This is a genomic window from Terrabacter ginsenosidimutans (assembly GCF_039539425.1).
Lineage (GTDB): Bacteria > Actinomycetota > Actinomycetes > Actinomycetales > Dermatophilaceae > Terrabacter > Terrabacter ginsenosidimutans.
Map to the genome: position 1 here is coordinate 213,460 of NZ_BAABDC010000006.1, position 25,878 is coordinate 239,337.

General features: G+C 72.3%; 24 protein-coding genes, 1 tRNA gene and 1 pseudogene. 13 read left to right on the forward strand and 13 right to left on the reverse strand.

The window, feature by feature from the left end; genetic code table 11:
* Positions 1-59 precede the first annotated feature (59 nt).
* Positions 60-136 (reverse strand) — tRNA-Thr (locus ABD831_RS17485).
* Positions 137-372: 236 nt separating this feature from the next.
* Between ABD831_RS17485 and ABD831_RS17490 the strand changes: the two genes are divergently transcribed.
* On the forward strand, positions 373-1,299 hold the full coding sequence (locus ABD831_RS17490) for an NADP-dependent oxidoreductase (RefSeq protein ID WP_344949671.1): 927 nt from the start codon (positions 373-375) through the stop codon (positions 1,297-1,299).
* 88 nt (positions 1,300-1,387) lie between these two features.
* Here the strand turns inward: ABD831_RS17490 and ABD831_RS17495 are convergent, their stop codons facing one another.
* The 6 genes from ABD831_RS17495 to ABD831_RS17520 all read right to left on the reverse strand — a co-directional run bounded on the left by ABD831_RS17495 (position 1,388) and on the right by ABD831_RS17520 (position 9,337).
* Positions 1,388-3,109 carry an alpha/beta hydrolase gene (locus ABD831_RS17495; RefSeq protein WP_344949566.1) on the reverse strand — a complete coding sequence of 574 codons (1,722 nt, stop codon included), beginning with the start codon at positions 3,107-3,109 and terminating at the stop codon, positions 1,388-1,390.
* The gene (locus ABD831_RS17500; protein ID WP_344949568.1) at positions 3,040-4,797 is read right to left on the reverse strand and encodes an alpha/beta hydrolase; all 1,758 of its coding nucleotides are present in this window, start codon (positions 4,795-4,797) and stop codon (positions 3,040-3,042) included. Before ABD831_RS17500 ends, ABD831_RS17495 begins: the two co-directional genes overlap by 70 nt.
* Complete coding sequence (locus ABD831_RS17505; protein ID WP_344949571.1) at positions 4,791-6,344, reverse strand: alpha/beta hydrolase; 1,554 nt, start codon at positions 6,342-6,344, stop codon at positions 4,791-4,793. The genes ABD831_RS17500 and ABD831_RS17505 overlap by 7 nt, the downstream gene beginning before the upstream one ends.
* A 97-nt stretch (positions 6,345-6,441) precedes the next feature.
* Positions 6,442-7,602 carry a DNA polymerase III subunit delta' gene (locus ABD831_RS17510; protein ID WP_344949574.1) on the reverse strand — a complete coding sequence of 387 codons (1,161 nt, stop codon included), beginning with the start codon at positions 7,600-7,602 and terminating at the stop codon, positions 6,442-6,444.
* Positions 7,599-8,258 carry a dTMP kinase gene (gene tmk / locus ABD831_RS17515; RefSeq protein ID WP_344949577.1) on the reverse strand — a complete coding sequence of 220 codons (660 nt, stop codon included), beginning with the start codon at positions 8,256-8,258 and terminating at the stop codon, positions 7,599-7,601. Before tmk ends, ABD831_RS17510 begins: the two co-directional genes overlap by 4 nt.
* Positions 8,259-8,302: 44 nt before the next feature.
* Positions 8,303-9,337 carry an aspartate-semialdehyde dehydrogenase gene (locus ABD831_RS17520; RefSeq protein ID WP_344949580.1) on the reverse strand — a complete coding sequence of 345 codons (1,035 nt, stop codon included), beginning with the start codon at positions 9,335-9,337 and terminating at the stop codon, positions 8,303-8,305.
* Positions 9,338-9,523: 186 nt separating this feature from the next.
* On the opposite strand from ABD831_RS17520, the gene ABD831_RS17525 reads away from it, so the two are divergent.
* Positions 9,524-10,006: a hypothetical protein gene (locus ABD831_RS17525; RefSeq protein WP_344949583.1), complete on the forward strand. Its 483-nt coding sequence runs from the start codon at positions 9,524-9,526 to the stop codon at positions 10,004-10,006.
* A 103-nt stretch (positions 10,007-10,109) separates the two neighbouring features.
* Here the strand turns inward: ABD831_RS17525 and ABD831_RS17530 are convergent, their stop codons facing one another.
* Positions 10,110-10,724: a MerR family transcriptional regulator gene (locus tag ABD831_RS17530; RefSeq protein WP_344949585.1), complete on the reverse strand. Its 615-nt coding sequence runs from the start codon at positions 10,722-10,724 to the stop codon at positions 10,110-10,112.
* A gap of 86 nt (positions 10,725-10,810) precedes the next feature.
* Positions 10,811-10,900: pseudogene (locus ABD831_RS17535) on the reverse strand (MerR family DNA-binding transcriptional regulator); the annotation flags it as partial.
* 149 nt (positions 10,901-11,049) lie between these two features.
* On the opposite strand from ABD831_RS17535, the gene ddaH reads away from it, so the two are divergent.
* From ddaH to ABD831_RS17575, 8 genes are all read left to right on the forward strand, one after another.
* Positions 11,050-11,820, forward strand: coding sequence for a dimethylargininase (ddaH, locus tag ABD831_RS17540; RefSeq protein ID WP_344949588.1), 771 nt, complete (start codon positions 11,050-11,052; stop codon positions 11,818-11,820).
* A gap of 71 nt (positions 11,821-11,891) precedes the next feature.
* Complete coding sequence (locus tag ABD831_RS17545) at positions 11,892-12,728, forward strand: TspO/MBR family protein (protein ID WP_344949591.1); 837 nt, start codon at positions 11,892-11,894, stop codon at positions 12,726-12,728.
* Positions 12,729-12,825: 97 nt separating this feature from the next.
* A complete protein-coding gene (locus ABD831_RS17550; RefSeq protein WP_344949594.1) occupies positions 12,826-14,076 on the forward strand; it encodes an NAD(P)/FAD-dependent oxidoreductase in 1,251 nt (416 codons plus the stop codon).
* 120 nt (positions 14,077-14,196) lie between these two features.
* On the forward strand, positions 14,197-14,877 hold the full coding sequence (locus ABD831_RS17555; RefSeq protein WP_344949597.1) for a fasciclin domain-containing protein: 681 nt from the start codon (positions 14,197-14,199) through the stop codon (positions 14,875-14,877).
* A gap of 110 nt (positions 14,878-14,987) precedes the next feature.
* Positions 14,988-15,809, forward strand: a complete 822-nt coding sequence (locus ABD831_RS17560; protein ID WP_344949600.1) for a DUF4397 domain-containing protein — start codon at positions 14,988-14,990, stop codon at positions 15,807-15,809.
* A 101-nt stretch (positions 15,810-15,910) separates the two neighbouring features.
* A complete protein-coding gene (locus tag ABD831_RS17565; RefSeq protein ID WP_344949603.1) occupies positions 15,911-16,591 on the forward strand; it encodes a class F sortase in 681 nt (226 codons plus the stop codon).
* Between the two features lie 29 nt (positions 16,592-16,620).
* A complete protein-coding gene (locus tag ABD831_RS17570) occupies positions 16,621-17,187 on the forward strand; it encodes an RNA polymerase sigma factor (RefSeq protein ID WP_344949606.1) in 567 nt (188 codons plus the stop codon).
* A complete protein-coding gene (locus tag ABD831_RS17575) occupies positions 17,171-17,971 on the forward strand; it encodes an anti-sigma factor (protein ID WP_344949609.1) in 801 nt (266 codons plus the stop codon). The genes ABD831_RS17570 and ABD831_RS17575 overlap by 17 nt, the downstream gene beginning before the upstream one ends.
* 54 nt (positions 17,972-18,025) lie before the next feature.
* Here ABD831_RS17575 and ABD831_RS17580 read toward each other — a convergent pair whose 3' ends face one another.
* The gene (locus tag ABD831_RS17580; RefSeq protein WP_344949612.1) at positions 18,026-18,526 is read right to left on the reverse strand and encodes a MarR family winged helix-turn-helix transcriptional regulator; all 501 of its coding nucleotides are present in this window, start codon (positions 18,524-18,526) and stop codon (positions 18,026-18,028) included.
* 144 nt (positions 18,527-18,670) lie between these two features.
* Between ABD831_RS17580 and ABD831_RS17585 the strand changes: the two genes are divergently transcribed.
* Positions 18,671-20,743 carry an MMPL family transporter gene (locus tag ABD831_RS17585; RefSeq protein ID WP_344949615.1) on the forward strand — a complete coding sequence of 691 codons (2,073 nt, stop codon included), beginning with the start codon at positions 18,671-18,673 and terminating at the stop codon, positions 20,741-20,743.
* 83 nt (positions 20,744-20,826) lie between these two features.
* On the forward strand, positions 20,827-21,135 hold the full coding sequence (locus ABD831_RS17590; RefSeq protein ID WP_344949617.1) for a hypothetical protein: 309 nt from the start codon (positions 20,827-20,829) through the stop codon (positions 21,133-21,135).
* Positions 21,136-21,284: 149 nt separating this feature from the next.
* On the opposite strand, the gene ABD831_RS17595 is transcribed toward ABD831_RS17590, so the two are convergent.
* Entirely contained in the window at positions 21,285-22,856 is a 1,572-nt protein-coding gene (locus tag ABD831_RS17595) for an MFS transporter (RefSeq protein ID WP_344949619.1), read from the reverse strand.
* Between the two features lie 103 nt (positions 22,857-22,959).
* Between ABD831_RS17595 and ABD831_RS17600 the strand changes: the two genes are divergently transcribed.
* Entirely contained in the window at positions 22,960-23,700 is a 741-nt protein-coding gene (locus tag ABD831_RS17600) for a TetR/AcrR family transcriptional regulator (protein ID WP_344949622.1), read from the forward strand.
* A 48-nt stretch (positions 23,701-23,748) separates the two neighbouring features.
* On the opposite strand, the gene ABD831_RS17605 is transcribed toward ABD831_RS17600, so the two are convergent.
* On the reverse strand, positions 23,749-24,348 hold the full coding sequence (locus ABD831_RS17605) for a GNAT family N-acetyltransferase (RefSeq protein ID WP_344949625.1): 600 nt from the start codon (positions 24,346-24,348) through the stop codon (positions 23,749-23,751).
* Positions 24,348-25,766: a serine hydrolase domain-containing protein gene (locus ABD831_RS17610; protein WP_344949628.1), complete on the reverse strand. Its 1,419-nt coding sequence runs from the start codon at positions 25,764-25,766 to the stop codon at positions 24,348-24,350. The genes ABD831_RS17605 and ABD831_RS17610 overlap by 1 nt, the downstream gene beginning before the upstream one ends.
* Positions 25,767-25,878: the final 112 nt, after the last annotated feature.

Consider the following 25,878-nt stretch of genomic DNA (forward strand, 5'->3'; position numbering starts at 1 on the left):
GCTGGAAACGGAAAGGCCCCCGACTCTGACGAGACGGGGGCCTGACCTGTGGTGTTGCGTGGAGCCGCTTATCGGAATCGAACCGATGACCTATTCATTACGAGTGAATCGCTCTGGCCGACTGAGCTAAAGCGGCTGGCCGTGCCACCCGCGACGAGCGCGACCGGACACGGAGGTTGAGTATACGCACGACCCCTGCCGGAGAAAAATCGCGCCCTGCCCACCGTTTCCCGGCGCTCCGGCGCTCCCGGGAGGACGCCGTCGCGAGGCAGGGAATGCCGCACCGACCCCTCCGCCTTGACCCTGTGGAGCCCGCGAAGACGAGCGGCCACGAACCAGGAGGACCAGATGACCGACCCGAGCACCCCGACGATGCGCGCCATGACCTACGAGACCTACGGCGGACCGGAGGTCCTCGCCCTGACGGAGCAGCCGCGGCCCAAGGTCGGACCCGGCGAGGTGCTCGTGCGCGTGCGATCGGCCTCGGTCAACCCCGTCGACTGGAAGCTCATGTCGGGTGGTCTCGATGCCGTCATGGACGTGCGGTTCCCGGTCGTGCCGGGCTGGGACGTCTCGGGTGTCGTCGAGGCCGTCGGCTTCGACACCCCCGAGTTCGCTCCCGGCGACGAGGTGCTCGCCTATGCGCGCAAGGACTACGTCCACGGCGGCACGTTCGCCGAGCTGGTCACCGTGCCCGTCCGCGCCCTGGCCGCCAAGCCGGCCTCGATGTCGTGGGACGAGGCGGCCGGCCTCCCGCTCGCCGGCCTCACGGCGCTGCGCCTGCTGAAGCGCCTCGAGGTCGGTGCGGGAGACACCGTCCTCGTGCATGCCGCTGCCGGCGGTGTTGGCTCCCTCGCGGTGCAGATCGCCCGGACGCTCGGAGCCCGGGTCATCGGGACCGCGTCCGAGCGCAACCACGAGCGACTCCGTGAGCTCGGCGCCGAGCCGGTGGCCTACGGCGACGGGGTGGTCGAGCGCGTCCGTGCGCTGGCCCCCCAGGGCATGGACGCCGTCGCGGACTTCGTCGGGGACGTGCTCGACGTGACCACGGCCGTGCTCGCCGAGGGCGGACGGCACGCGTCGATCGCCGACGGGTCGGTGACCGAAGCCGGCGGACACTACGTCTGGGTGCGCCCCGACGGCGCCGAGCTGGCCCACCTCGCGACGCTCGTCGAGCGCGGCGACCTGACGGTCCCCGTCGCGCAGACCTTCCCGCTCGAGCAGCTGGCCGACGCCTTCCGGCTGAGCCAGGAGGGCCACACGGCCGGCAAGATCGTGCTCCGCGTCTCCACGGACTGAGCCACCCGGCATACGGCCCCCTACCGCGTCGGGGTGGGCGCCTTCCCTGCCCGGGGAAGGCGCCCACCCGACGAATGGGCGTCGCGCGTCAGGCCGGGCAGGTCTCACCGTTGCGGGGGGCGAGACTGCGCACGAGGTAGTCGTCGACGATCGAGTCCGCGCAGTCGTTGTCGTTCGCGTAGACGCCGTGACCGTCGGCGTCGACGAGCACGAAACGCGAGCCGAAGATGCCGCGCCCCATCTCGCGCGTGCCGTCGGGCGGCGTCGTCAGGTCACGCTCGTTGGCGAGCACGAGCACCGGCGAGGCGGCGTCGACCGTGAGGATGAGGTTGGAGCGCTGAGTGCCGACCCACCCCGTGCAGGAGTCCGTCTGGACGCCGTAGAGGTGCGCATAGACCGGGTGCGCGTCGAGCACGGACCGGCTGGGCTGCAGCTGGTCGGTCGCGTCGAGCGGCCAGTCGGCGCAGTGGATCGGCAGGTGGCTGGACTCGAACCCGCCGACGTACGACCCGTCGTCATCGCGCCTGACGGAGTCCATCGCGGCCCAGACGAGGTCGGTCCCGTCGCCCTCTTCGAGCGCCACGTGCAGGGCGTCGCCGACGTCGCCCCACGAGTCCTGATAGAGGAGCACGGCGTCGAGCGCCGTCACGGCCCACCCCTCGGTGAGGAGCGGGATGCCATCGGCGTCGCTCGGCAGGGGCTTCCGGTCGAGTCCGTCGAGGAACGCGAGCAGCTTCGTGCGGGCGGCGTCGACGTCGTCACCGAGGGCGCACTCCCCCGCGTCGACGCAGTCCTTCAGGAACGCGTCGAGCCCCTCCTCGACCGTCTCCGCCTCGTCGCGCGCCCACCGGTCGACGTCGTCCTGGGAGGCCGACTCCATCGGGACGTAGTCGGGCGACACCGCCGAGTCGATGACCATGAGGCCGATCCGGTCGGGGAACTGCGCCCCGTAGAGCGCGCCGATGAGCGTGCCGTAGCTGATGCCGAAGTAGTTGAGGTGGGTGTCGCCGACGGCGTCGCGCATGATGTCGAGGTCGCGGGCGACCTGCTCCGAACCCATGTTGCGGGCGAGAGCGCCGCCGCGGGACAGGCACCCCTCAAGACGGGCGGTGCGCGACGCCACGGCCGCAGCCTTCTCGGCCTTCGTGTCAGGGGTCGGGTCGGCGGCATACATCGCATCGAGGTCGCGACCCCGCAGGCAGGGGAAGCCGCCCGACTCGCCGACGCCGCGCGGGTCGAAGCCGACGACGTCCCAGACCTCGCGCACGTCGGCGGAGAAGAAGTCCCGCGCCTCCTTCGCGAAGTCGAGGCCGGAGGCGCCCGGGCCGCCCGGGTTGATGAAGAGCGTGCCCTTGCGCTGCTTCGGCTTGCCGGCCGGCACCTTGCGCAGCGCGATCTCGACCGTCTCGCCGCGCGGGTCGAGGTAGTCGACCGGGACGCGCACCGTGCCGCACCGGTCGGAGCTCCCCGGGGCGCCGTCCTGGCATGCCAGCCAGCTGATCGTCTGGTCGTAGAAGACGTCGAGTCCCGGGGCGGGCTTCGAGGTCGGCGTGCCGAGCTCGACCCGGTCACGGGGCGAGGTGTCACCGTCCGTGCCAGCAGCCCGCTCCGGAACCGCGTCCGTCCCGCTGGACGCGGTCGGGTCGCCCGGGCCGACCTCGGGCACACGTGAGGGGCCGGTGGCCAGCAGGAGGAGGGTCGCGAGGATCGCGACGGAGATGAAGGGCGCGAGCAGTCGGCTCAGCAGGTCGTGCCGTCGGCCGGCGCCGTTCCCCTGAGCAGGTACCCGTCCACGGCGGAGTCCACGCACGAGTTGCCAGCGTAGTAGGTGCCGTGCCCGTCATGGTCCGAAGTGAGAAGAACGCCCGATGCGAGGTCCTTGGCCAGCTGCTTGGTGCCCCCGATGGGAGTCGCCGGGTCGCGCTCGTTGCCGATGACGAGGATCGGACCGGCACCCTGGGCGAGCGTCGTTCCCTTCGGGGTGCGCCCGGCGGTCGGCCAGGTGCGGCAGTTGTCGTAGAGCTCGCCGGTCATCCGCGCCCACAGCGGGTGGGCGGCCTGCGCCTTCTTCTGCTCGGCCCCGAGCGACGCGTCGGTCGTGGAGCGCGGCCAGTCCGCACACCGCACCGGGATCATCGCCTGCAGGTAGGTGCTCGGGGCGTAGTCGCCGGTGATGCCCCGCTCGACGACCGACATGCCCTTGGCGAGGAGGATGTCGCCCTTGCCAATGAGGGCCTGGGCGAGGCCCTTGTTGAGCGTCGGCCACGAGGTGTCGGAGTAGAGGCACATGAAGATCGAGAAGCCCACCCACCCCTCGCCGATCGTCGTCAGGCCCGGCTTGCTCGTCGTGAGGCCCTTCTTCTCGACGGCGTCGAGCAGGTCGACGATCTTCTGCCGCGCCCCTGCCTTGTCGCTGCCGAGCGCGCAGTCGCTGCGGGCGACGCACCAGTCGATGAAGGCGTCGATGGAGGACTCGAACCCCTGGATGTCGTAGGTCATCTCCTGCTGCTCGGTCTGGTTCGGCGACATCGCCGAGTCGAGCACCATCCGGCCGACCCTCTCGGGGAACGTGTCGGCATAGATGGCGCCGAGGAACGTGCCGTAGGAACCGCCGAAGAAGTTGAGCTTGCTGTCACCGAGCAGCACCCGCATGACGTCCATGTCGCGCGCCACCTCGGTGGTGCTCATGTGCATGGCGCGCGCGCCGCCCCGGGCGGCGCACCGCTTGGTCACGCCGTCGACGTCGGCGAGCAGCGTCGAGCGTTCGGCGGCCGAGTCGGGTGTCGGGTCGGCACTGAACAGCAGGTCCATGTCGGAGTTGGTCAGGCACCGCACGGGGCTCGACGCACCGATGCCGCGCGGGTCGAAACCGACGACGTCGTAGGCCGCGCGCACCGCAGGTGAGAAGACGAACGAGGCGTACTGGGCGTACTCGACGCCCGAGCCGCCGGGGCCGCCGGGGTTGATGACGAGGGATCCGACGCGCTTGGACGGGTCGGTGGCCGGCGCCTTGCGCAGGGCGAGGGTGAAGCGGTCACCGGTGGGCTTGGCGTAGTCGACCGGCACCTCCATGGTCGCGCACCGGTGCTTCGCGTTGTCGGGGCACGGGGTCCAGTCGAGCTTCTGGGTGTAGAAGTCCGCGAGGGCGGCCGGATAGCCCTGCGCTGCGGGGCTGCCGGGGGTCGGGGTGCCGGCAGTGGGGCCGCCGGGCGCCGTCGGGCCCGATGACGTGACGGGAGTCCGCGGCTGAGGCTGCGCGACGGGCGGCGGGTTGCCGATGCGCCAGACGGCGAGGACGACCACCGCGACGACCGCGACCACGGCGACGGCTGCGAGCGCCGGCCGCAGCCACGACCGGGTCGCCCTCGACCCGCCGGGACCCGTGGGAGCCGGCGACGAGGGCCGCGGGTGGGAGGGCGGCGGGTAGGACGGCGGCAGGGCCGCATACCCCGTCGGTGCGTCCGGCAGGTCGTCGGGACGCGGTTCCTCGTTCAGCACTTGAGTCCGTCCTTGGGGACGCGCCCCTGCACGTAGTAGGCGTCGATGGCGCTGTCGACGCACGTGTTGCTCCGACCGTAGGCGGTGTGCCCGTCACCGTCGAAGGACACGAGGACGGCGTTGTCGAGCTGGTCGCGCAGCCGCTCGGACCACTCGTAGATCGTCGCGGGGTCGCGCGTCGTGCCGACGACGACGATGGGGTCGCTGCCGGGAGCGCTGACCTTGTGGGGGCCGACGGCGGACTTGACCGGCCACACACCGCACGGCAGCGCACCCCAGGCGAGGTTGGCGCCCCACGTCGGCGCCTTGACGGAGAAGTCCTTGGCGTACTTCTCGTAGGCGGACAGGTCGGGGCTGTCGGGCCGGTCGAGGCAGTTGACGGCGAAGATCGACTCCATGAGGTTGCCGTCGTAGCCGCCGCCGGGGCGCCGGTCGGCGTAGGCGTCGGCCAGCTGCATGAGGCTCTGGCCGTTGCCGGCCTTGGCCTCCTTGAGGGCATCGGTCAGGATGCCCCAGGCGCCCTGGTCGTAGAGCGCGACGGCGACGCCGAGACGGGCCCAGCCCTCGGTGAGCAGCGGGGCGCTGGGGTCGCCGGTGGGCAGGGGCTTCTGGTCGACCTCGCGGAAGAAGTCGTCGAGGCCCTTGAGGGCGGCCTCGGGCGTCGAGCCGAGGGGGCAGTCCTCGGTGACGCAGTCCTCGACGTAGGCCTGCGTCGCGATCTGGAAGCCGCGGGCCTGGCCCTCGCCGAGCTCGGCGCTCGTCAGGTCGGGCGGGACGACGCCGTCGAGGACGACGCGGCCGACCCGCTTGGGGAAGAGGTCGGCGTAGGTGGAGCCGAGGAACGTGCCGTAGGACTTGCCGAGGTAGTTCAGCTGCGTGTCGCCGACGGCCGCGCGAAGGATGTCCATGTCGCGCGCGGCGTCGGCCGTCGAGAGGTGCTTGACGAGCTCGGGGTTGTCCTTCTGGCAGCCGTCGGCCATGGCCTTGGCCTGCGTCATCAGGGCCTGCTCCTCGGCGGCGTCGTCGGGCGTCGGGTCGGCGGCGAGGAAGCGGTCGAGGGCCTTGTCGTCGAGGCAGTCGATCGGGTCGGAGCTCGCGACGCCGCGCGGGTCGAAGCCGACGAGGTCGTAGTAGCGGCGCACCTCGGGGCCGCCGATCGTCTCGGCGCCTCGCCGGACGTAGTCGATGCCGGACGCCCCCGGGCCCCCCGGGTTGACGAGGAGCGAGCCCAGGCGCTTGGACTGGTCGCGGGCCTTGACCCGGGCGACCTTGATCGTCAGGTCCTTGGACGCGTCGGGCGCCGCGTGGTCGAGCGGGACCCGGAGGTCGGCGCACTCGAGGCTGCCGCACTTCTTCCAGTCGAGCTTCTGCGCGTAGTAGGGGGCGAGCGCCTGCGTGGGGGGCACCGTCGCGGCGGGGATGCCCGTCTTCGACCCGGGTGCCACGGGGGCCTCGGTCGTCGTGCAGGCCGCAGCCGTCAGCACGAGCGCCAGGGCCGCCGAGGCAGCGGTGAGGGCGCGGGTGATGGCGGCAGGCCGTGTCGTCATGCCCGAAACCGTAACGGGTCGACCTGTACGCAGCCTCCTCGAGCGTGGTGTGACCATGCCGAGCCGGTATGCCGTGTGGCCCGGTGCGGGAGGCAGCTCAGACGCCGAGGTCGCGGGGCACCCGCAGCTGCAGGGCCATGGCCTCGAGCGCGAGGAGCGGGGGCACGTTGGCGTTGATGCGGTCCCGGGCCTCGTGGATGGCGTCCATCGCCCCGAGCAGCTGCTCGGGCGTGAAGACGCCGGCGAGGGCCCGCACCTTGTCGACGGCATCGGGGTTGACGAGGTCGACGTCGGAGCGAAGGCGGAGCACGAGCGCGTCGCGGTAGATCGACGTGAGGTCGACGAGGGCCCGGTCGACGACGTCTCGAGCCGAGCGGGTGGCGCGGGTCTTCTGCTCCCGCTCGAGAGCGGCCACCTGCGAGCGGATGTGGGGCGGCTGCGTGCGCGCGGTCGGGTCGGCGCCCAAGGTCTCCATCAGTCGGGCGCGCTCGGCGGCGTCGCGCTCGGCGCTGGAGGCCGTGGACTCCTCGTCGGCGATCTGGGCGAGGTCGGCCGCCGCGCCGATGGCGTCGCCGACGCCGAGGATCTTCGTGGCCATCGCGATGACGTCGCGGCGGCGGATGCGGGCCTGCTCGTCGCGGGCGAGCCGGCGGGCGAGGCCGATGTGCGACTGGGCGGCGCGGGCGGCATACAGCGCCATGGCGGGGTCGACGCCGTCGCGGCGCTGGAGCAGGTCGGCGACGGCCTCGACCGGAGGCGTGCGCAGGCGCACGTGGCGCGAGCGCGACCGGATCGTCACGATGACGTCCTCGAGGCTCGGGGCGCAGAGCATCCAGACGGTGCGCGGGGTCGGCTCCTCGAGCGCCTTGAGCAGCGCGTCCGCCGGCGCGTCGGTGTAGGCGGTGAGTCGGTCGGCGTCCTCGATGATGATGATGCGCCAGCGGCCCACGGACGGGCGCAGGGCGGCCTCCTGCACGAGCGCGCGGGCCTCGGCGACCTTGATCGACAGGCCCTCGGTGGCGACGACCTTGACGTCGGCGTGGCTGCCGTCGAGAGCGGTGCGGCACTCGCGGCACTGCCCGCACCCGCCCTCGGGACACTGCAGCGCCGCCGCGAACGCGCGAGCCGCCGTCGAGCGGCCGGACCCGGGCGGGCCCGTGAAGAGCCAGGCGTGCGTCATGGCCGACTCGTCGCTCACCGCACGCGACAGCGTCTCGACGGTGGGCTCCTGCCCGACGAGGTCGTCCCAGACGGTCATGGGCGCGCCGCCACGATGCGGTCGACGCCGTCGACGACGGCGGCCCGGAGCCGCTCGACGCTCTCGGTGGCGTCGAGCACGAGGTAGCGCCCGGGATCGGCGGCCGCGAGCTCGAGGTAGCCGCGGCGGACCGCGGCGTGGAAGGCGTCGGCCTCGGACTCGAGGCGGTCGTGGACGTCGCCGCGACGCTCGCGGCCCACCTCGGGCGAGACGTCGAGGACGATGGTGAGGTCGGGCAGGAGGCCACCGACGGCCCAGTGCTGCAGCGCGGTGATCTCGTCGCGACCGAGCTCGCGGCCGGCACCCTGGTAGGTGATGGAGCTGTCGACGTAGCGGTCGGTGATGACGACGTGCCCCTGCGCCAGGGCGGGCTTGATGAGCTGGTCGACGTGGTGCGCCTTGTCGGCCGCGAAGAGCAGCGCCTCGGCCCGGGCGGCGACGTGGTCGCCGTGGAGCACGAGCTCGCGGATCTGCGCGCCGAGCGGCGTGCCACCGGGCTGGCGGGTCACGACGACCTCGCGCCCGCGCTGCTCGAGGAGCTCGGTGAGCAGCCGCACCTGGGTGGACTTGCCGGCGCCGTCGCCGCCCTCGAAGCACACGAAGAGCCCGGGGGCAGTGCCCGTGCGATGGGTCGCGGCCGCGAGGTTCTCCGTCACACGTCGACCCTATGCGACCGCGAGGACACCCCGGCTCCGGCGCCTCAGCGGCGGGCGAGCAGCTCCTCGGCGATCTGGACCGCGTTGAGGGCCGCGCCCTTGCGGAGGTTGTCGCCGACGACGAAGAGCACGAGGCCCTTGCCCTCGGGCGCTGCCTGGTCGGCGCGCACGCGCCCGACGAAGACCTCGTCGCGGCCGGCGGCCTCGAGCGGGTTGGGCACGTCGGTGACGATGACTCCCGGCGCGTTCTTGAGCAGGTCGAGCGCCTCGTCGGGCGAGATGTCCTCGGCGAACTCGGCGTGGATGGCCAGGCTGTGACCGGTGAAGACGGGGACGCGCACGCACGTGCCCGAGACGCGCAGGTCGGGGGCGTGCAGGATCTTGCGCGACTCGTTGCGCAGCTTCTGCTCCTCGTCCGTCTCGAGCGAGCCGTCGTCGACGATCGACCCGGCGAGGGGCACGACGTTGAACCCGACCGGGACGGCATACAGCTGGGCGTCGGGGACGGCCACCGCACGCCCGTCGAGCGCGAGCCCCGTGGGGTCGCCTGCGGCATACGCACCCTTGAGCTGGCGGTCCAGCTCCTGCACGCCGGCGCCGCCCGAGCCGCTCACGGCCTGGTAGCTGCTCACGTGCAGGCGCACGAGGCCGGCCCTGTCGTGGAGCGGCTTGAGCGCAGGCATCGCGGCCATCGTCGTGCAGTTGGGGTTGGCGACGATGCCCTTGGGGATGTCGTCGAGGTCGGCGGCGTTGACCTCGGAGACGACGAGCGGCACCTCCGGGTCCTTGCGCCACGCGCTCGAGTTGTCGATGACGGTCGCACCGGCTGCAGCCACCCTGGGCGCGAGCTCCCTCGACGCCGCGCCGCCGTTGGAGAAGAGCGCGATGTCGATGCCGGAGAAGTCGGCGGTCGCCGAGTCCTCGACGACGACGTCCTCGCCCTTGAACGGCAGCGTCGTTCCCGCAGATCGCGCCGACGCGAAGAACCGCACCTGCGTGACCGGGAAGTCGCGCTCCTCGAGGAGGGCACGCATGACCCCGCCGACCTGACCCGTTGCACCGAAGACTCCGACTCGCATGCGGCAAGGCTACGGCGTGCGCCGACCCAGCCCTGCGCCCGTTCAGCTGGTGGGCGCCGGCGGCAAGGCTGGACAGCACCTGAGAATCCGCTGTTCTGCCTCGTCCCCGGCCGACCGGGAGCACCCTCGATAGAGGGGCCGGAGGCCCCCTCGGGGGCAACCGAGACAATCCAAAGGGGGAGTCGCATGAGCCGACTCAGTATTCGTGGCGTCTGCGCCACGGCAGGCGTGGCAACGCTTCTCGTCTCTGGAGCAGGTGCCGCCGGCGCCGGAGGCAACGGGGCCACCACCTTCACCGACAACCAGCACTCCGTCATCGACGTCTTCCACGACATGAACCCGTGCACCGGCGACCCCGGGACGGTCAGCGCCGTGGAGAACCAGATCTTCCACGGCACCATCAACAAGACGGGCTCGTGGTTCACGGGCACCGTCGAGGGCAAGTTCACGTTCACGCCGGACGATCCCTCGAAGGTCACCTACACGGGACACTTCGCCACGTGGTTCGGTGACGAGAACAACCTGCGCAACGGCGTCGAGCACAGCACGTTCAACGTCAACGCCACCGGCACGGACGGGTCGCACCTGCAGTTCCACGACAACGCCCAGGCCACCCTCAACGCGAACGGGACCGTGACGGTGTCGTTCGACCACATGTCCTGCGCCTGACGAGCGTCCGACACGTCCACCTCACCGGGCCGAGCGGCTTCGTCCGCTCGGCCCGGTGCACCGGTCGTCCCGACCACAGGGTCGGTCCTGGGTCGGCCCCGCCTCAGCCCCCGTGCCGGTCCTGGTACCGGTCGGCGTTGGCGCGGATCGCGTCGCGGACGTAGGCCGCGAGGCCGGGTGCGATGTCCTCGTACGTCTTGGTGAAGCGGGGGTCGGCCACGTACATGTCGGCGAGCCCCCGGTGGAAGGCGTGGTCGAGGTCGTAGAAGCGCTCGTGGATGTGGAGGCGGTGCTGCTCTGCGGCGTCCATGGCCGCCTTGCCCCTCGCGGGCTCCCCCGAGGCCAGCGCCGCGACGAACGCCGCGTTGACGGCGTCCATCTCCGCCTTGACCTGCGCCCAGTCGGCCTTGGTGTAGCGCTTCGTGCGCGACTGCGACTGCTTCCAGGCGTCGGTCTCACCCCAGCGCTCCTGCGCCTCCTGCTGGTACTCGTCCTCGAAACCGTCGCCGAAGAGCTCCTTGAGGTCCTCGGGCGTGGCGGGCTGGTCGTTCATCTCTCTCTCCAGTGCTCGGTCGATGGCCGAGACGAGCTCGCGCAGCTCGTCCAGCCGGGACATGACCGTCGCGCGTTGACGGCGCAGGTGGTCGACCGCGTCCTCCTCGCCGTCGAGCAGGGTCGCGATCTCCTCCAGCGGCAGCTCCAGCCGTCGGTAGACCACGACCTGCTGCAGCCGCGCGAGGTCCCCGTCCGTGTAGAGCCGGTAGCCCGCGAGCGCTCGCTCGGGACGAGCAGCCCGATCTCGTCGTAGTGGTGCAGCGTGCGCACCGTCACGCCGAAGAGCTCGGCGACCTGCCCCACCGTCCAGGTGGTCATCTCCTGCGTCCTTCCGGTCATGTGGTCGAGCCTGCCGCCTCACGCGGCGTGAGGGTCAAGTCTGTTCCGGGACAGGGCCTCCCGCGGCCTCGGCGGCGTCAGGTCTTCGCCGGCCGGGAGCGGACCGCGGCGCCGACGCCTCCACCGTAGGCCGCCCCTAGAGTGAGCGCGTGCACCGTCGCCTCGCGCTCGTCCGCCGTCCGTCTCCTCGACTCGCGGACGGGATCGTGACGCACATCGAGCGGTCCGGGGCGGTCGACGGCGCGCTCGCCCTGCGGCAGTGGCAGGAGTATGTCGACGTGCTGCGCCGGCGGGGCTGGTCGGTCGTCGAGGCAGCCCCTGCCGACGACTGTCCGGACGGCGTCTTCATCGAGGACCAGGTCGTCGTGCACGGCGATGTCGCCGTGCTGTGCCGGTCCGGCGCCCCCGCGCGACGCGGCGAGCGCGCCGGCGTCCGCGAGGCGGTGGAGGCGCAGGGCTACCGCACCGTCGAGGTCGAGGAGCCGGGGACCCTCGACGGCGGTGACGTGCTGAAGCACGGCCACGTCGTGTGGGTCGGCGTCGGGGGTCGCACCAACCTCTCCGGTGTGGACCAGCTCCGGCAGGCCCTCCGGGGCCACCGGGTCGAGGTCGTCCCGGTGCCGGTGTCGAAGGTGCTGCACCTCAAGTCGGCGGTGACGGCCCTTCCCGACGGCACCGTCCTCGGCTATCCCCCGCTCGTCGACGACCCGACGGTGTGGCCCCGGTTCCTCGCCGTCCCGGAGGAGCCCGGCGCCCACGTCGTGCTGCTGGGCGGCCTGTCGGTCCTCATGTCGGCGTCGGCGCCGCGCACGGCCCAGCTCCTCGCAGCGAGGGGGCACGACGTGACGACCGTCGACATCTCCGAGTTCGAGAAGCTCGAAGGCTGTGTCACGTGCCTGTCGGTCCGCCTCCGAGGATGACGGGGCCTGCAGGCGCTCTGTTAGGGTCGCTAACTGGATGAGCAATCTCCCGAGCGACCGAGGTGATCGACATGACCACGTCCGCCAGCACGCACCCTGAGCTGACGACCGCCGACCAGGTGCGCCGGGTGGCCGTCATCGCCGCCGAGGTCTTCTGCGTCGTCGGCACCCTCTTCGGCATCGGGGTGATCGGCACCCGAGTCGAGGAGTCGTCCGGCGGTGCCCTCGCGGCGACCGCGACCCTCGTCGCACCGGCCGGCCCCGCGTTCTCGATCTGGACCCCGATCTACGTCGGACTGCTGGCGTATGCCGTGTGGCAGGCCTTGCCCGTCAACGCCGTTCGCGCCCGCGTCCGGAGCACCGGCTGGCTGGCGGCGGCCTCCATGGTGCTCAACGCGGCGTGGCTGCTCGTGACGCAGCAGGGCTGGATCTGGGCCAGCGTCGTCGTCATCGTCGCCCTGGCCCTCACCCTCGGCACGCTCGTGGAGCGCCTGACGCACGAGCCTGCGGGCACGACGTGGGACCGCGTCCTGCTCGACGGCACGTTCGGCCTCTACCTCGGCTGGGTGGCGGTGGCGACGTGCGCCAACGTCACTGCGGCCCTGGTGGATTCAGGCGTCGACCTCGGCGCCGCCGCCAACCAGGTCGCTGCCGTCGCGGTGGTGGCCGTGGCCGCGGGGCTCGGAGTCCTCTTCGCCCGACGTCTCGGTGGCCGCTGGGCCGTGGCGGCCGCGATGGCCTGGGGCCTCGCGTGGATCGCGGTCGGCCGACTGGGCGACGAGCCCCGCTCGGTCGCCACGGGCATCGCGGGGATCGTGTCGGCCCTGGTCGTGCTGGCTGCGGCACAGCGCTGGCACGAGTCCCGGCCCGGGACGAGGCAACCGTCCCGCAGCCTCCGCGCCGTCTGACGGAGCACGCGGATCCGAGCCGTGCAGCGGCACCGCTGCGGCCCGACGAGGTCTACGCTGCGACGGGGCCGGACTCGAGCAGTGGGGTGATCCTTTCGTGGACGCTGACGTCGTCATCGTCGGGGCTGGGCTGGCGGGACTGCGGTGCGCGCGGCGCCTGACCGAGCTCGGTCACGAGGTCATCGTCCTCGAGGCCGGTGACGCCGTCGGGGGACGCATCCGCACCGATGTCGTCGACGGCTTCCGCTGCGACCGTGGCTTCCAGGTGCTGAACCCCGCCTACCCCGCGGTGCGTCGGTGGGTGGACGTGTCGACGCTCGACCTCAAGCCCTTCGGGTCCGGCGTCCTGGTGCGCCGCAGCAACGGGCTGCAGGTCCTCGCCGACCCGGTCCGTGAGCCCCGGCTGCTCGCCCGGACGATGCGCAGCGGCTACCTCCACCCACGCGAGCTGGCCGGTGTCACTCGGTGGACTGCCAGGGTCATCGCCGACCCGAAGACCGTTCTCGCACAGCAGGACTCGACTCTGGCCGAGTCCCTCGACGAGGCCGGCGTCACCGGCCGCCTGCGACAGGAGGTGCTCGACCCTTTCCTCGCAGGCGTCCTCGTCGACAGTCACGGCGGCTCCTCGGCGAACTTCACGAAGCTGCTCGTCCGGATGTTCGCGCTGGGCCGGCCCGCAGTCCCGGCGACGGGCATGCAGGCGCTGCCCGAGCAGGTGGCCGAGCCGCTCGGTGACCGGGTGCGGTTGCAGAGCCACGTCGAGGCCATCACCGCCGTCCACGGCGGCGTCGACGTCCGCGTCGACGGGCAGCGCCTCCACGCCCGCAGCGCCGTCGTGGCCGCCGACCCCGTCGGCGCAGCCCACCTCACGACGCTGCCCGAGCCGGCGACCAAGGGCCTGGTCACGTGGTGGTTCGAGGCACCGGAGCCGCCCCACACGCTGCCCCTCGTCGCCGTCGACGGTCGCCGCCGGCACGACTCCGCGCCGCCCGGTCCGGTCTGGAACACCGCCGTGATGACCGCCGCCGCCCCGAGCTACGCCCCGCCGACGAAGCACCTCGTCGAGGCGACGTGCCTGCTCGACCGACCGGACGGCGACGCGCCCGAGTCCGACGTCCTGCGCCACGTCGGCGAGATCTACGGCTGCGACACGTCCGCCTGGCGGGTCGTCACCCGCCACCGCGTCGACGCGGCCCTTCCCGCGATGACCCCACCCCTGGCGGTCCGCTCGCCCGTCACGATCGGGGACGGTGTCTTCGTCTGCGGCGACCACCGCGACACCGCCTCGATCCAGGGCGCCCTCGTCTCCGGCCAGCGCGCGGCCGAGGCGGTCAACGCTCACCTCTGACCCGGTGACCGCCGAACGGCGGGAAAGAAACTTCGCCTCCGGTGCATCCCCGGAGGGCATGTCCTCGGAAGAGGGGGCAGACGGCATACGTCGCCGTCACTCCCTCAGAGAGGACAGACCGTGAAGAAGCGCCATCTCGTCCCCGTCGTCGCCGCCCTGGCCGGGGCCCTCGCCGTCCCGGCTGCCGTCGCCGCACCCGCTGCCCCGGCGGCGTCCACCACGTCCACCACGTCCACCGTGTCCTCCACCACGGGCACCAGGAGCCTGGCCTCGGTGCTGCTCGCGGACGGCAACCGGTTCGACCGCAACTGGTACGACTACGACATCGTCACCGAGGCGGTCCTCGCCGTCCTCGCAGCCAAGCCCGACAGCCCTGTCGGCCTGCTCACCCGGGGTGAGGTGCCGCTGACGGCGTTCCTGCCCAACGACCGGGCCTTCCAGGTCCTTGCCGCCGACCTCACCGGCCGGTGGTACGACAAGGAGTCCCAGGTCTTCGACGCGCTCGCCGGCGCGGTCGGCACCGACGCCCTCGAGGCCGTCCTGCTCTACCACGTCGTCCCGGGCGCTCCCATCACCTCACGCGACGCCCTGCGCTCGGACAGCGCCTCGCTCGCGACAGCCCTGCCCGGCGCCAGCATCACGGTCGACGTCCTGTCCCGCTGGCTGAGGCTCATCCGCCTCGTCGACAACGACCGCAACGACGCCGACCCGCTGGTCAACCCCCGCGCACTGGACCTCAACAAGGGCAACCGGCAGATCGCCCACGGCCTCGTCCTGGTGCTGCGCCCCAAGGACCTCTGAGGTCCTCGCCCGCCACACCGCCACACCACACCGCCCGACCGCCACATCGGCAACCCACCAGGGAGCGGCACGGGCCGCTCTCCAGCACCCACCCCTCGAAAGGAACCATCATGAAGTCCCTTCGCATCGCCGCCGTCACCGCACTCGCGCTCGCCCCGGCAGCGCTGGTGGCCGGTCCGGCCCACGCCGCCGACGCCACGGTCTCGATCCTGCACGCCGTCCCCGGCGCGACGGTCGACGTCTACGCCAACGGCAAGGCGCTCCTGACCAACTTCAAGCCCGGCACCCTGACCGACCCGCTCATGCTGCCCGAGGGCACGTACGACCTCAAGGTCACGGCAGCCGGTGCCGGCGCGGGCGGGGCGGCCGTCATCGAGGCCAAGGGCGTCAAGGTGCCGGGCGGCGCCAACGTGACCGTCGTCGCCCACCTGTCCGAGGCGGGCAAGCCGGAGCTGACGCCGTTCGTCAACGACACCTCGAAGGTGCCTGCGGGCAAGGCCCGGCTCACCGTTCGCCACACCGCTGCGGCCCCGGCCGTCGACGTGCGCGCCAACGGCACCGTCGCGCTCAAGGGCCTGACCAACCCCAACGAGGCCAAGGCCGTCGTCGACGCCGGGACCATCAAGGCCGACGTCGTCCTGGCCGGGACCTCGACCGTCGTCATCGGCCCGGCCGACCTCACCCTCAAGGAGGGCACCAACACGATCGTCTACGCCTGGGGCAGCGCCGCGGACAAGAACCTCGAGCTCGCGGTCCAGACCATCTCCGGCATGCACTCCGCGCCCGGCGGCGTCCCGGCCGGAGCCGGCGGGCAGGTGGCCGAGGCCCAGCAGGGCGCCGAGGCGGCCCGCTACGCGGCGATCGCCGGAGCCGGCGCGCTCGCCGGGGGACTCGTGCTCGTGCGGCGCCGCCGGGGCGCCGCGGTCCGCTGACCCGAACGTCAGCGCACCTCAGGCACGTCGACATGCCGTACGAGGACGACGAGCGCGCGGGCCGGCACCGGCCTGCGCATCCGTCGAGACCCTTCAGGGGGGTGGCCGCCGCGCTGGCGGCCGCCCTCCTGGCCGGCGGTGCCACCGCCTGGGCGACACGGTCGTCCGACGCCGCTCCCACGGTCGGCACGAGCCGGTCGCTCGACCCCTCGGCATCTCCGGCGCGCTCGACCTCCCCGGTCGGGGCGTCTCCAGCCGCGGCCACGTCCGAGTCCGGGAGGGTGACGGCCGAGCCTCCGGCCGCCCGCCCCGCGACCCAGGCACCGGCCTCGGCTGCCGCGGCACCGGACCGCCTCACCATCCGGCGGCTCGGCGTCGACATGAGGATCGTGCCGGTCGGGGTGGCCCGGGACGGCGAGATGGCGCTGCCCGGCAGCCCAGCGACCCTGGGGTGGTACCGCTACGGCCCCAGGCCCGGCGAGCCCGCCGGGGCCACGGTGGTGGCTGCCCACCTCGACATGCCGGGCTACGGCATCGGCCCGATCGCCGTCGTCGAGGAGCTGCGCAAGGGCGACGTCATCACGGTGAGCTCGGGCGACACGGTCCGCCGCTACACCGTCACGTCGGTCAGGAGCGTGCTGAAGACCTCCCTCGACCTCTCGGGACTCTTCGCCCGTGACGGGCCTCCCGTGCTCCACGTCGTGACGTGCGGTGGGGACTTCGACCGAGAGAAGCGGCGCTACGACAAGAACGTCGTGGTGACCGCCGAGCCGACGGGGTGAGCGACACGTGGTTAGGTGGGCTCGTGCACGTGCACGACGACCCTGGTGTCGAGTCCGCCGAGCTCGCCGCCCGGTTGTCCGGCGGGGACCGCGAGGCCCTGGCCGAGATGTACCGCCGATGGTCCCCTCTCGTGCACACCATCGCGCTGCGCGCGCTGGGCGCCAAGGAGGACGCGGAGGACGTGGTCCAGCAGGTCTTCGTCGCCGCCTGGCGGGGGCGAGCCACCCTGAGAGCCGACCGGGGCTCGCCCGTCGCATGGCTGGTGGGCATCACGAAGCACCGCGTCGCCGACGTCCGGACCCAGCGCTACCGCACCCATCGCAACCTGCAGGCCCTCGCGTCGGAGGCAGTCACGGAACCGTCGGCCGCCGACGACTCGAACTGGGCCGAGCGCCTGCTGCTCGTCCACGAGCTCGAGCGCATGGGCGACCCGCGCGCGACCGTGCTCCGCATGGCGTTCATCGAGGACCGCACCCAGGACGAGATCGCCCGAGCGCTCGACCTGCCACTGGGTACCGTGAAGAGTCACGTGCGCCGCGGACTGACCGAGCTGCGAGACCGACTGAAGGAGGTGGAACGTGTCGCATCCGAGTGACGACGAGCTCGTCGACCTCGCCCTGGGCGAGACCGCCGACGCCGAGCGCTCCGCCCATGTCGCTGGCTGCGCCAGCTGTTCCGCGTCGGTGGAGCAGCTGCGGCGGACCGCGCGCCTCGTGTCCGGGACGAGGACGTATGCCGGGTGGCAGGCTCCCGACGACGCCGTCTGGGGGCGGGTGGCCGCCGAGATCGATGCCGAGGACGAGGTCGGGAGCGACGTCGAGGCCGACGTCGGGACGGACCTGGACACCGACCTGGACACCGACGCCGGAGCAGACGCCGAGACGGGCGCCCCGCCCGGGCTCAGGCCGGGGAACGTCACGCGGATCGACCGGCCCACGAGACGACGCACGGCGATGTGGGCTGCGGGCCTCGTGGCCGCGAGTCTCGTGGTCGGCCTGCTGGCCGGACGGGCCATCTGGGGTACAGGACAGCCCGGGCAGCCCGCGCAGGTCGCGCAGGTCGCTCTCTCGACACTCGACACCCGGCAGCGGGAGGGCGAGGCGACGTTGGTCCGGGCCGCGGACGGCCTCGACCTGCGGGTCGCGACGACGCGTCCGCTCGATGCGGGTGACGGCTACCTCGAGGTCTGGCTTCTCAACGCCGACGGCAAGCGGATGGTCTCCGTCGGCGTGCTGCAACAGGGTGAGTCGGGCACCTTCCCGGTCACGCAGGCCCTCATCGACCAGGGCTACGTCATCGTCGACATCTCCAAGGAGCAGTTCGACGACAAGCCGGCCCACTCCGGCGACAGCCTGCTCCGCGGGCGCCTCTCCGCCTGATCCCGGTCGGCCGAGGCCTCCGCTCATCAGGAGTGGGGCGCCGGTCGTCCGGTGTCAGCTCATGAGGTTCTTCATCGCGGCCGTGGCGCCGCGCAGGTAGCGCTCGACGACCTCGCGCTCGCGGTCGTCCAGCGTCGCGTCGAGAGCGGCGAGGCTCTCGAACATCGGCGTCATCCGGGCCAGCACCTCGGCACGGCCGCTCTCGGTGATGACGACCTCGGTGCGTCGACCGTCCTCGGGGTGCGAGCGACGCTCGGCGTGACCGTGCCTCACGAGACGGTCGACGACGCCGGACGACGCCGCGGACGTCACGCCGAGCACCTTGGCGAGGTCGACGGGACCGATCGGGCCGCGCATGAGATGGCGCAGCGAGTGCAGCTCCGACGTGCTGAGCCCGGCCTGTCGGGCCACCGCTGCAGGCACGGTCTCGGAGACCTCGACGAGCTCCTGCAGGGCCGACAGGGTGCCGGTCGTGCGCCACTGGGGAACGCCCGGGACGAGACCGACCTCGGGCCGGTCTGCGAGCCCCGCCGACGGTCCGTCCTCGACGCCCACGGCTCGGGGTGATCTGGGTGCTCGGGTACGCCTCGGGGCCGGTGGTGTCCCGGCGGTCTTCCTGCTGCTAATATCACTCACCAACTTAGTAATCTACTGAGCAACCCTGTTACTCATCCTATCTGGAGGTGTCGTGTGCGAGCTGTGACCGACAGGATCACGCGGAAGTGGTGGGCCGTGGCGATCGTCATCCTCGCCCTGGCCGGGGCGATGGGCGTCGTGAGCGCCGTCGGCGAGGCCCAGCGGACGGCGAGCTCGACGGACGCCCTCCCCATCGGGTCCGACAGCGCCGCCGCCCTCGAGCTGCGTGACCGGCTGCCCGAAGCCGAGGGCTCCACGGCCGTGGTGGTCTTCAGCAAGGCCTCCGGCACCCTGAGCCCGGACGACATGACCGCGATCGAGGCTCGCGTGTCCCAGCTGCCCGCAGCCGGTGGGGCTCCGGTCCAGCGCAGCGAGGACGGCACGGCCGCCCTCGCGGTCGTCCCGGTCGACGCGACCGACGCAACGGCCACGGCCGACCTCGTCGGAGACGTCAGGACGACGGTCAAGGCCGACCTGCCCGAGGGCGTCACGGCCCAGGTGACCGGGCCCGCAGCCGTGCAGGCCGACCTCGCGGCGGTCTTCGCAGGAGCCAACACCCGGCTGCTCATCGCCACCGCCTCCGTCGTCGCCCTGCTGCTCGTGCTGACCTATCGCAGCCCGATCCTCTGGATCTTCCCGCTCCTCGTCGTCGGCGTCGCGGACCGACTCGCTGCCGTGCTCGCGACCCACACGCTCTCGGCGTTCTCCGTCGTCTGGGACGAGTCGACCATCGGCATCCTCTCGGTCCTCGTCTTCGGAGCAGGCACCGACTACGCCCTCCTGCTCATCTCGCGCTACCGCGACGAGCTGCGCAGCCACTCCGACCGTCGCGAGGCCATGTCGCTCGCCCTGCGCCGCACCTCCGAAGCCGTCCTCTCGAGCGCCGTGACCGTGGTCATCGGTCTGCTGACGCTGCTGCTCTCACTCTTCCCCGCGACCCGCGGCCTGGGTCTCGCGTGCGCGGTCGGCGTCGTCGTCGCCGCGGCCTTCGTCCTGCTCGTGCTGCCTGCGGCCCTCGTCATCTTCGACCGCTGGATCTTCTGGCCCAAGGTCCCCCGGGAGGGCGAGGCGGCCCTCGTCGACGGCCAGTCGCTGTGGCGCCGGGTCGGTGACCGCGTGGCCGCCCACCCCAGGCGCATCATCAGCGTGACGCTCGTGGTCCTGGCCGTCATGGCAGCCGGCATCGCGGCCATCGACACCGGCCTGAAGCCCTCCGACCAGTTCCTCAAGAAGCCCGAGGCCATCGCTGCGAGCGAGCGTCTGGCGCAGTCCTTCCCGGCCGGCAGCGCGGACCCGGCGGTCATCGTCACGACGGCAGACCCCGATGCCGTCACCGCCGCCGCCAAGGGCGTCGCCGGCATCGCGGGCGCCCGCACGGTGAAGCAGGCGGAGGGCGTGGCCGAGGTCGACGCCGTCATCGAGGCCGCTCCCGGCTCCGACGAGGCGACCCAGACCGTGCGGGACCTGCGCGCCGCGCTGACGGACCTGCCCGAGAGCCACGTCGCAGGCACGGAGGCCGTCGCCCTGGACCAGGCCGAGGCATCGTCGCGGGACCGGCTCGTCATCTTCCCGCTCGTGCTGGCCCTCGTCCTGCTGGCCCTGGGCCTGCTGCTGCGCTCGGTCGTCGCACCGCTCGTCCTCGTCGCGACCGTCGTCGCCACCTTCCTCGCCAGCGTCGGCGCCTCCTGGTGGATCTTCACCAAGGTCTTCGGCTTCGCTGCGCTCGATGACAGCGCCCCGCTCTTCGCCTTCGTCTTCCTCGTGGCCCTGGGGGTGGACTACAACATCTTCCTCGTGACGCGGGCGAGGGAGGAGTCGCGCCTGAACGGTTCGAGGCAGGGCATGCTGCGCGGCCTGGCCGCGACGGGCGGCGTCATCACGAGCGCCGGCATCCTGCTCGCGGCGGTCTTCGCGGTGCTCGGCGTGCTGCCGCTCGTCGTGCTGGCCCAGATCGGCGTCATCATCTGCGTCGGCGTCCTGCTCGACACGCTCGTGGTGCGCACCCTGCTCGTGCCTGCCATCGCGGTCGTTCTCGGCGACCGCTTCTGGTGGCCCCGTCGTCCCCACCCCTCCCCCTCGGCACGCTTGGACCAGCAGCGCGAGATGGTCGGCGCACAACCTTCGACGAACCCTTGACAAGCGGTGCAGGGGGTGTGACATTGAGACCAGTCGAACCTTCGACAAACTATGGACGCTCGGGGCAGACGAAGGAGTCATGCATGAGGATCTTCCCCATCGCCGCAGCGGCGGCCCTGGCCTCCACCGCCATCCTGTCGACCGCAGGCGCGGCATCGGCAGCGCCGGACACCAGCTGCATGCGAGCCGGCATCTCGACGCTCCGTGACGCGGGCCTGCTCTCGTCCGTGGCACGGAACGGCGTCGACCTCACGTTTGCCGTGCAGCAGCTCGGCGTGACGGTGCGTCCCGGCGCCGACATCAGCGGCGTGCCGAACCCGGTTCCGTTCAGCCTGCTGCTCGCCGACCACCGTGCGGGAGCTAACAGCCTGTTCATCTACCCCTGGTGCTGAACCGCACCACCTGACCCCCTCCACACCTACGACAGCACCCCTCACGCCTGGCAGACGCCCTCCCTCGTCGGCCATGGCAGGCCGTGGGCCACGCGCCGGACTCCCTTCCGGCGTGTGGCCCGCAGTCGTTCCCGAGCCACGTCACCCCCTCAGCCCACCCGACGCCCGACCGTCACGGAGCCCTGGGGAGCCTTCTCCCGGCCCGCGTCGCGATGCCTGGGCAGGGCGGCCAGCGCCACCACGGCCCCGCCGAGGAGCAGGGCAGCGCCCACCAGGTCGGTCACGTGCATGCCGTCGACGTATGCCGTCCGGGCCGCCGCGAGCACCGCGCTCCCCTGCGCGCCGCCCACCTGTCCTGCCACGACGCCGGCCTCCCCCAGCGTCTGCAGCGCCGCCTCGCGAGCGGCAGGCGGGAGGGCAGCGGGCAGCAGGACCCCGAGACGGACGGCATACACGGCACCGAGGATGCTGCCGAGGACAGCCATGCCCAGCGCCCCTCCGAGCTCTCCGGCGGTCTCGACGAGCGCCGACACGGACCCGGCGCGCTCGGCCGGAGCCACGCCGATCGCATACTCCGTGACGAGGGTGGCGACAGACACGAGACCCATGGCCACGAGAGCCGCGCCGATGAGCGCGACCCAGACCGAGGAGTCGGCGCCGACCGCCCTCATGGCCACGAATCCGACTGCGGCTACGACGAACCCGGTCGCCATGACGACCGGTCGGCCGACCCGGAGGGAGACGGCTGCGGCCGTCGGCGCCGCCGCCCCGACGGCGACCGAGGGGAGCAGGCTCCACAGCGCGGCGGAGAGCGGGCTGAAGCCGAGCACGGACTGGAGGTACTGCGTCATGAGCACGGCGTTGCCCATGACGCCGAACATGGCGATGACCTGGACGGCGAGGGAGCCGCCGAAGCCGCGGTGGGCGAAGAGGCTCGGGTCGACCATCGGGCACTCGATGCGGGACTGGCGACGCACGAAGGCCACAGCCGCACCGAGCCCGACGACGGCATACGGCAGCAGTCCGGCGGACCAGCCGTCAGCCGCAATCTCCTTGAGCACGTGGACGACCGGGAGAATCGCGAGCATCGACAGCAGCGAGCTCGCGACGTCGACGCGGGTCGTGAGCGAGCGCGACTCGGGGAGCAGGAACGGCGCCGCGACGAGCAGGGCGACCATGACCGGGACGTTGACGAGGAAGACCGAACCCCACCAGAAGTGCTCGAGCAGCACCCCGGCGATGACGGGGCCGATGCCGACCCCGCCGGCCATCACCGCCGACCACACGCCCACGGCCCTGGCACGCTCCGCGTCGTCGGCGAAGAGGCTGCGGATGATCGCGAGCGTGCTGGGCATCAGCGTCGCACCGCCGACCCCCAGGAGCGCCCGGGCGGCGATAAGCCAGCCCGCGCTCGGCGCGTAGGCCGCCAGCACCGAGGCGGCGCCGAAGGCGACGGCCCCGACCAGGAGCAGCCGGCGCCGGCCGATGCGGTCGGCCAGGCCACCCATCGTCAGGAGCAGGCCGGCGAGGACGAAGCCGTAGACGTCGAACATCCACAGCAGCTGGGTCGCGCTCGGGGACAGCGCCTCGGCGATGTGCGGCACGGCGAAGAAGAGGACGGAGACGTCCATCGAGACGATGAGCAGGGGCAGGCACAAGACCGCGAGAGCGGTCCACTCACGGCGCCCGGCGTGCGGTGGCGATGCTGGTGTCTGGGACATGAAACACTCCTGAAGTTTCTGCGTATCTCGCATAGTGTTTATCTTGCACACGGAAAGTACGCCTCATCTGCGTATGGCGCAAGCAGTTGAGTAGGATCACCGCATGACCGACCTCCCCCGCTACCTCCAGCTCCTGTGGGGGCGCGAGCCCCAGGGGCGCCGTGGCCCCAAGCCCGGCCGGAGCATCACCGAGATCGGGGAGGCCGCCGTCGCCATCGCCGACGCCCAGGGCCTCGACGCCATCTCGATGAAGAGCGTGGCCGCCGCCGTGGGCTTCACGACGATGTCCCTCTACCGCTACGTCGACAGCAAGGACGAGCTGTCGGCCGTCATGGTCGACGTCGCCTACGGGCCGCCCGACCTGCGTTACGGCCCCGACGAGGGCTGGCGCGAACGCATCACCCGGTGGACCCGCGAGATCAGTACGCGCCGGATGGCCCACCCCTGGACCACCGAGGTGCGCCTGGTCTCACCACCGCTGACCCCCAACACCCTCGGCTGGACGGAGTCAGGCCTCGAGGCGCTCGAGGAGGCCCCCCTGACGAGCCAGCAACGACTCTCGACCCTGCTCGCCATCGACGGCTGGGGCCAGAACCACGTCCGCCAGACGATCCAGATGGGGCTCACCGGACCGGTGGACCCCGAGAGCCCGCAGGGCGCCTACCTCGCGCTCGTCAGCGCCCTCATCGACGCGGACACGTTCCCACACCTGGCGTCCGCCGGCCCCGAGGCCCTGGGCGACGACGACGAGGACTTCTTCGACGAGGAGTTCGACTACGGGCTGGGCCTGCTCCTCGACGGCATCGAGGCCCTCATCGCCCGGAGCGGGAAGGACGCGCACTGACGCGCGCCCGGCGGGCCGGGCTGGCCGACGAGCGTCGGCCGGGGATGCTCAGCCGGCCCACTCCTCGCGGAGCAGGGCCCACGTGTTGTCGTCGAGCCAGGTGCCGTCCTTGCCGAGCGACTTGGCGCGGATCGTCGCCTCGAGGCGCATCCCGATGCGTCGCAGGACGCGGTTGGAGGCGATGTTGTCGGCGTACGCGTCGGCGGTGATCCGGCGCAGTCCCAGGTCGCGGAAGCCGATCACGAGCAGCTCGGCGGCAGCCTCCGCGGCCAGGCCCCGTCCCTGGACCTCCGGGTGCAGCGCGTAGCCGACCGTCCCCTCCCACTCGGAACTCGGCGTCCGAGCGATGCTGTGGCACGGCTCGATCCGGAGCATCACGTCGCCGACGACGCGGCGGGTGCGCAGCTCCTCGACCGCGAGACCCAGCAAGGGCTCAGTCGCCCCGGGCCGCCCACGCTCGATGCGCTGCGCGATCCGGTCCCGCACCTGCTCGCGGTCGAGGATGTCGTGGCTGAGATGGACGACGACCTCGGGCAGCGAGCGGAACGCGAGCACCGCGTCGACGTCGTCGAGGGTCAGCGGGCGCAGCGCGAGCCGCTGGGTGACCCTCGGCCACGTGAGCCCGGAGAGGTCCGGCGCGGCCGCCACTATCGCCAGCCGCTGTCGTCCACGCCTCCGGGGACGTCGGCCGTGGGGTCGTAGGGCGTCCGCGTGAAGCGGAACGACGCGAGGTCGAGGTGCGACGGGGACCCGTCGGCGGAGCGCACGACCCGCAGCGGTTCGCCCGTGTGGTAGCCGTCGAGCCCGAGCCACTCGTCAGGCCCCACCCGCTCGAAGCGCGAACCGCGGGCCTGGCCGGGCTCGCCGAGCGCGAGGTGCTCGCCGACGATCCTGGCCGTCGACACCGACGGCCCCCAGTGCCACGTCCCGACGAGCTCGAGCGCGGACGGGTCACCCGCCGCGTGCCACGGCTCGGGCGTCCGAGGCTCGCGTTCGACGTATGCCGTGAGCAGCTCCGGTCCGAACGCCCCCATGCCGCTCGTGCTGTTGGTGAGGACGACGACCCCGTCGCCCGACTCGATCTCGACCCGCAGGCCCGCGAGGAAGCCCGGCATCGAACCGCCGTGGCCGGCATACCTCGTGCCGTCGACGTTCCAGACCTGCCAGCCGAGCCCGTGCGCAGTGGTCCACGGCTGGCCGGGGTTGTCGTTGATCGTGTGCGGCTCGTACATCTCGGCCAGCGTGTCGGCCGACAGCACCTCGGCCGTGTCGCCGCCGGCGAAGGCGGCCCAGCGGGCCAGGTCCTCGACGGTCGTCCACAGCTGGCCGGCCGGAGCCATGGCCCCGGCGTCGTGCTCGGGCTCGGGCAGGAGCACGTCGGCGAAGGGGTGCACCGCGAGTCCCGGCGCCGCCTTGCCGGTGGGGCGCGTGGTCGTGCGCGTCATCGCGAGCGGGTCGAGCAGGTCACGACGAACCACCTCGAACCAGTCGGTGCCATGGGCCCGCGCCACGAGCTCGCCGAGCGCCGCGAAGCCCACGTTGGTGTAGTGGAAACGTCGGCCCGCCCGGAAACGTTGCCCCACAGGCGATCTCACGAGCTCGTCCCACGTGCCGCCGGGCGTGCGCTCCCACCAGGGACCATTGGTCTCGGCCTGCACCCCACCGCCGTGCGAGAGCAGCTGCGCGATGGTGGCGCCGCCGACGCGGGAGCCGGGGACATGGTCCTCGAAGCGGTCGAGCAGGTCCAGACGCCCAGCATCGCGCAGGCGCATGACCGCGACAGCGACGAAGGTCTTGGTGATGGAGCCCATCCGGTACTGCGTGTCGGTGTCGGCGGCCACTCCCCCGGCGCGGCCGTCGATCGCGCCGACGGCGTCGGACCACGCGAGCCCGCCGTCGCGCACGATGCCCGCGGCGACCGACGGCAGGCGACCGCGGCGCTGCTCGGTCGCGAGCAGGTGGTGCAGGTGGCGGGCGGTGGCCGGGTCGACGGCACGGGTACGGGCAGAGGCGTCGGTGTCGGCGGCGGTCTCGGTCAGCGGGCCGGCATACGGGTCGGTGCTCACCCGCTGCAGCCTAGGACGCGGGTCTCTGGCGTGGCGCAGACCACCCCGGCAGGATGGGACGGCGACCCCACGGCCGCCCCGCATCGGATATCTTGACATCAAGATTTATTCA

Excerpts from the sequence above, each read along its gene's own strand:
- ABD831_RS17545 (WP_344949591.1), top strand. The coding sequence starts at position 11,892 with ATGACCACGTCCGCCAGCACGCACCCTGAGCTGACGACCGCCGACCAG.
- ABD831_RS17590 (WP_344949617.1), top strand. The coding sequence starts at position 20,827 with ATGAGGATCTTCCCCATCGCCGCAGCGGCGGCCCTGGCCTCCACCGCC.
- ABD831_RS17520 (WP_344949580.1), bottom strand. The coding sequence starts at position 9,337 with ATGCGAGTCGGAGTCTTCGGTGCAACGGGTCAGGTCGGCGGGGTCATG.
- ABD831_RS17595 (WP_344949619.1), bottom strand. The coding sequence starts at position 22,856 with ATGTCCCAGACACCAGCATCGCCACCGCACGCCGGGCGCCGTGAGTGG.
- ABD831_RS17560 (WP_344949600.1), top strand. The coding sequence starts at position 14,988 with ATGAAGTCCCTTCGCATCGCCGCCGTCACCGCACTCGCGCTCGCCCCG.
- ABD831_RS17510 (WP_344949574.1), bottom strand. The coding sequence starts at position 7,602 with ATGACCGTCTGGGACGACCTCGTCGGGCAGGAGCCCACCGTCGAGACG.
- ABD831_RS17490 (WP_344949671.1), top strand. The coding sequence starts at position 373 with ATGCGCGCCATGACCTACGAGACCTACGGCGGACCGGAGGTCCTCGCC.
- ABD831_RS17525 (WP_344949583.1), top strand. The coding sequence starts at position 9,524 with ATGAGCCGACTCAGTATTCGTGGCGTCTGCGCCACGGCAGGCGTGGCA.
- ABD831_RS17505 (WP_344949571.1), bottom strand. The coding sequence starts at position 6,344 with ATGACGACACGGCCTGCCGCCATCACCCGCGCCCTCACCGCTGCCTCG.
- ABD831_RS17600 (WP_344949622.1), top strand. The coding sequence starts at position 22,960 with ATGACCGACCTCCCCCGCTACCTCCAGCTCCTGTGGGGGCGCGAGCCC.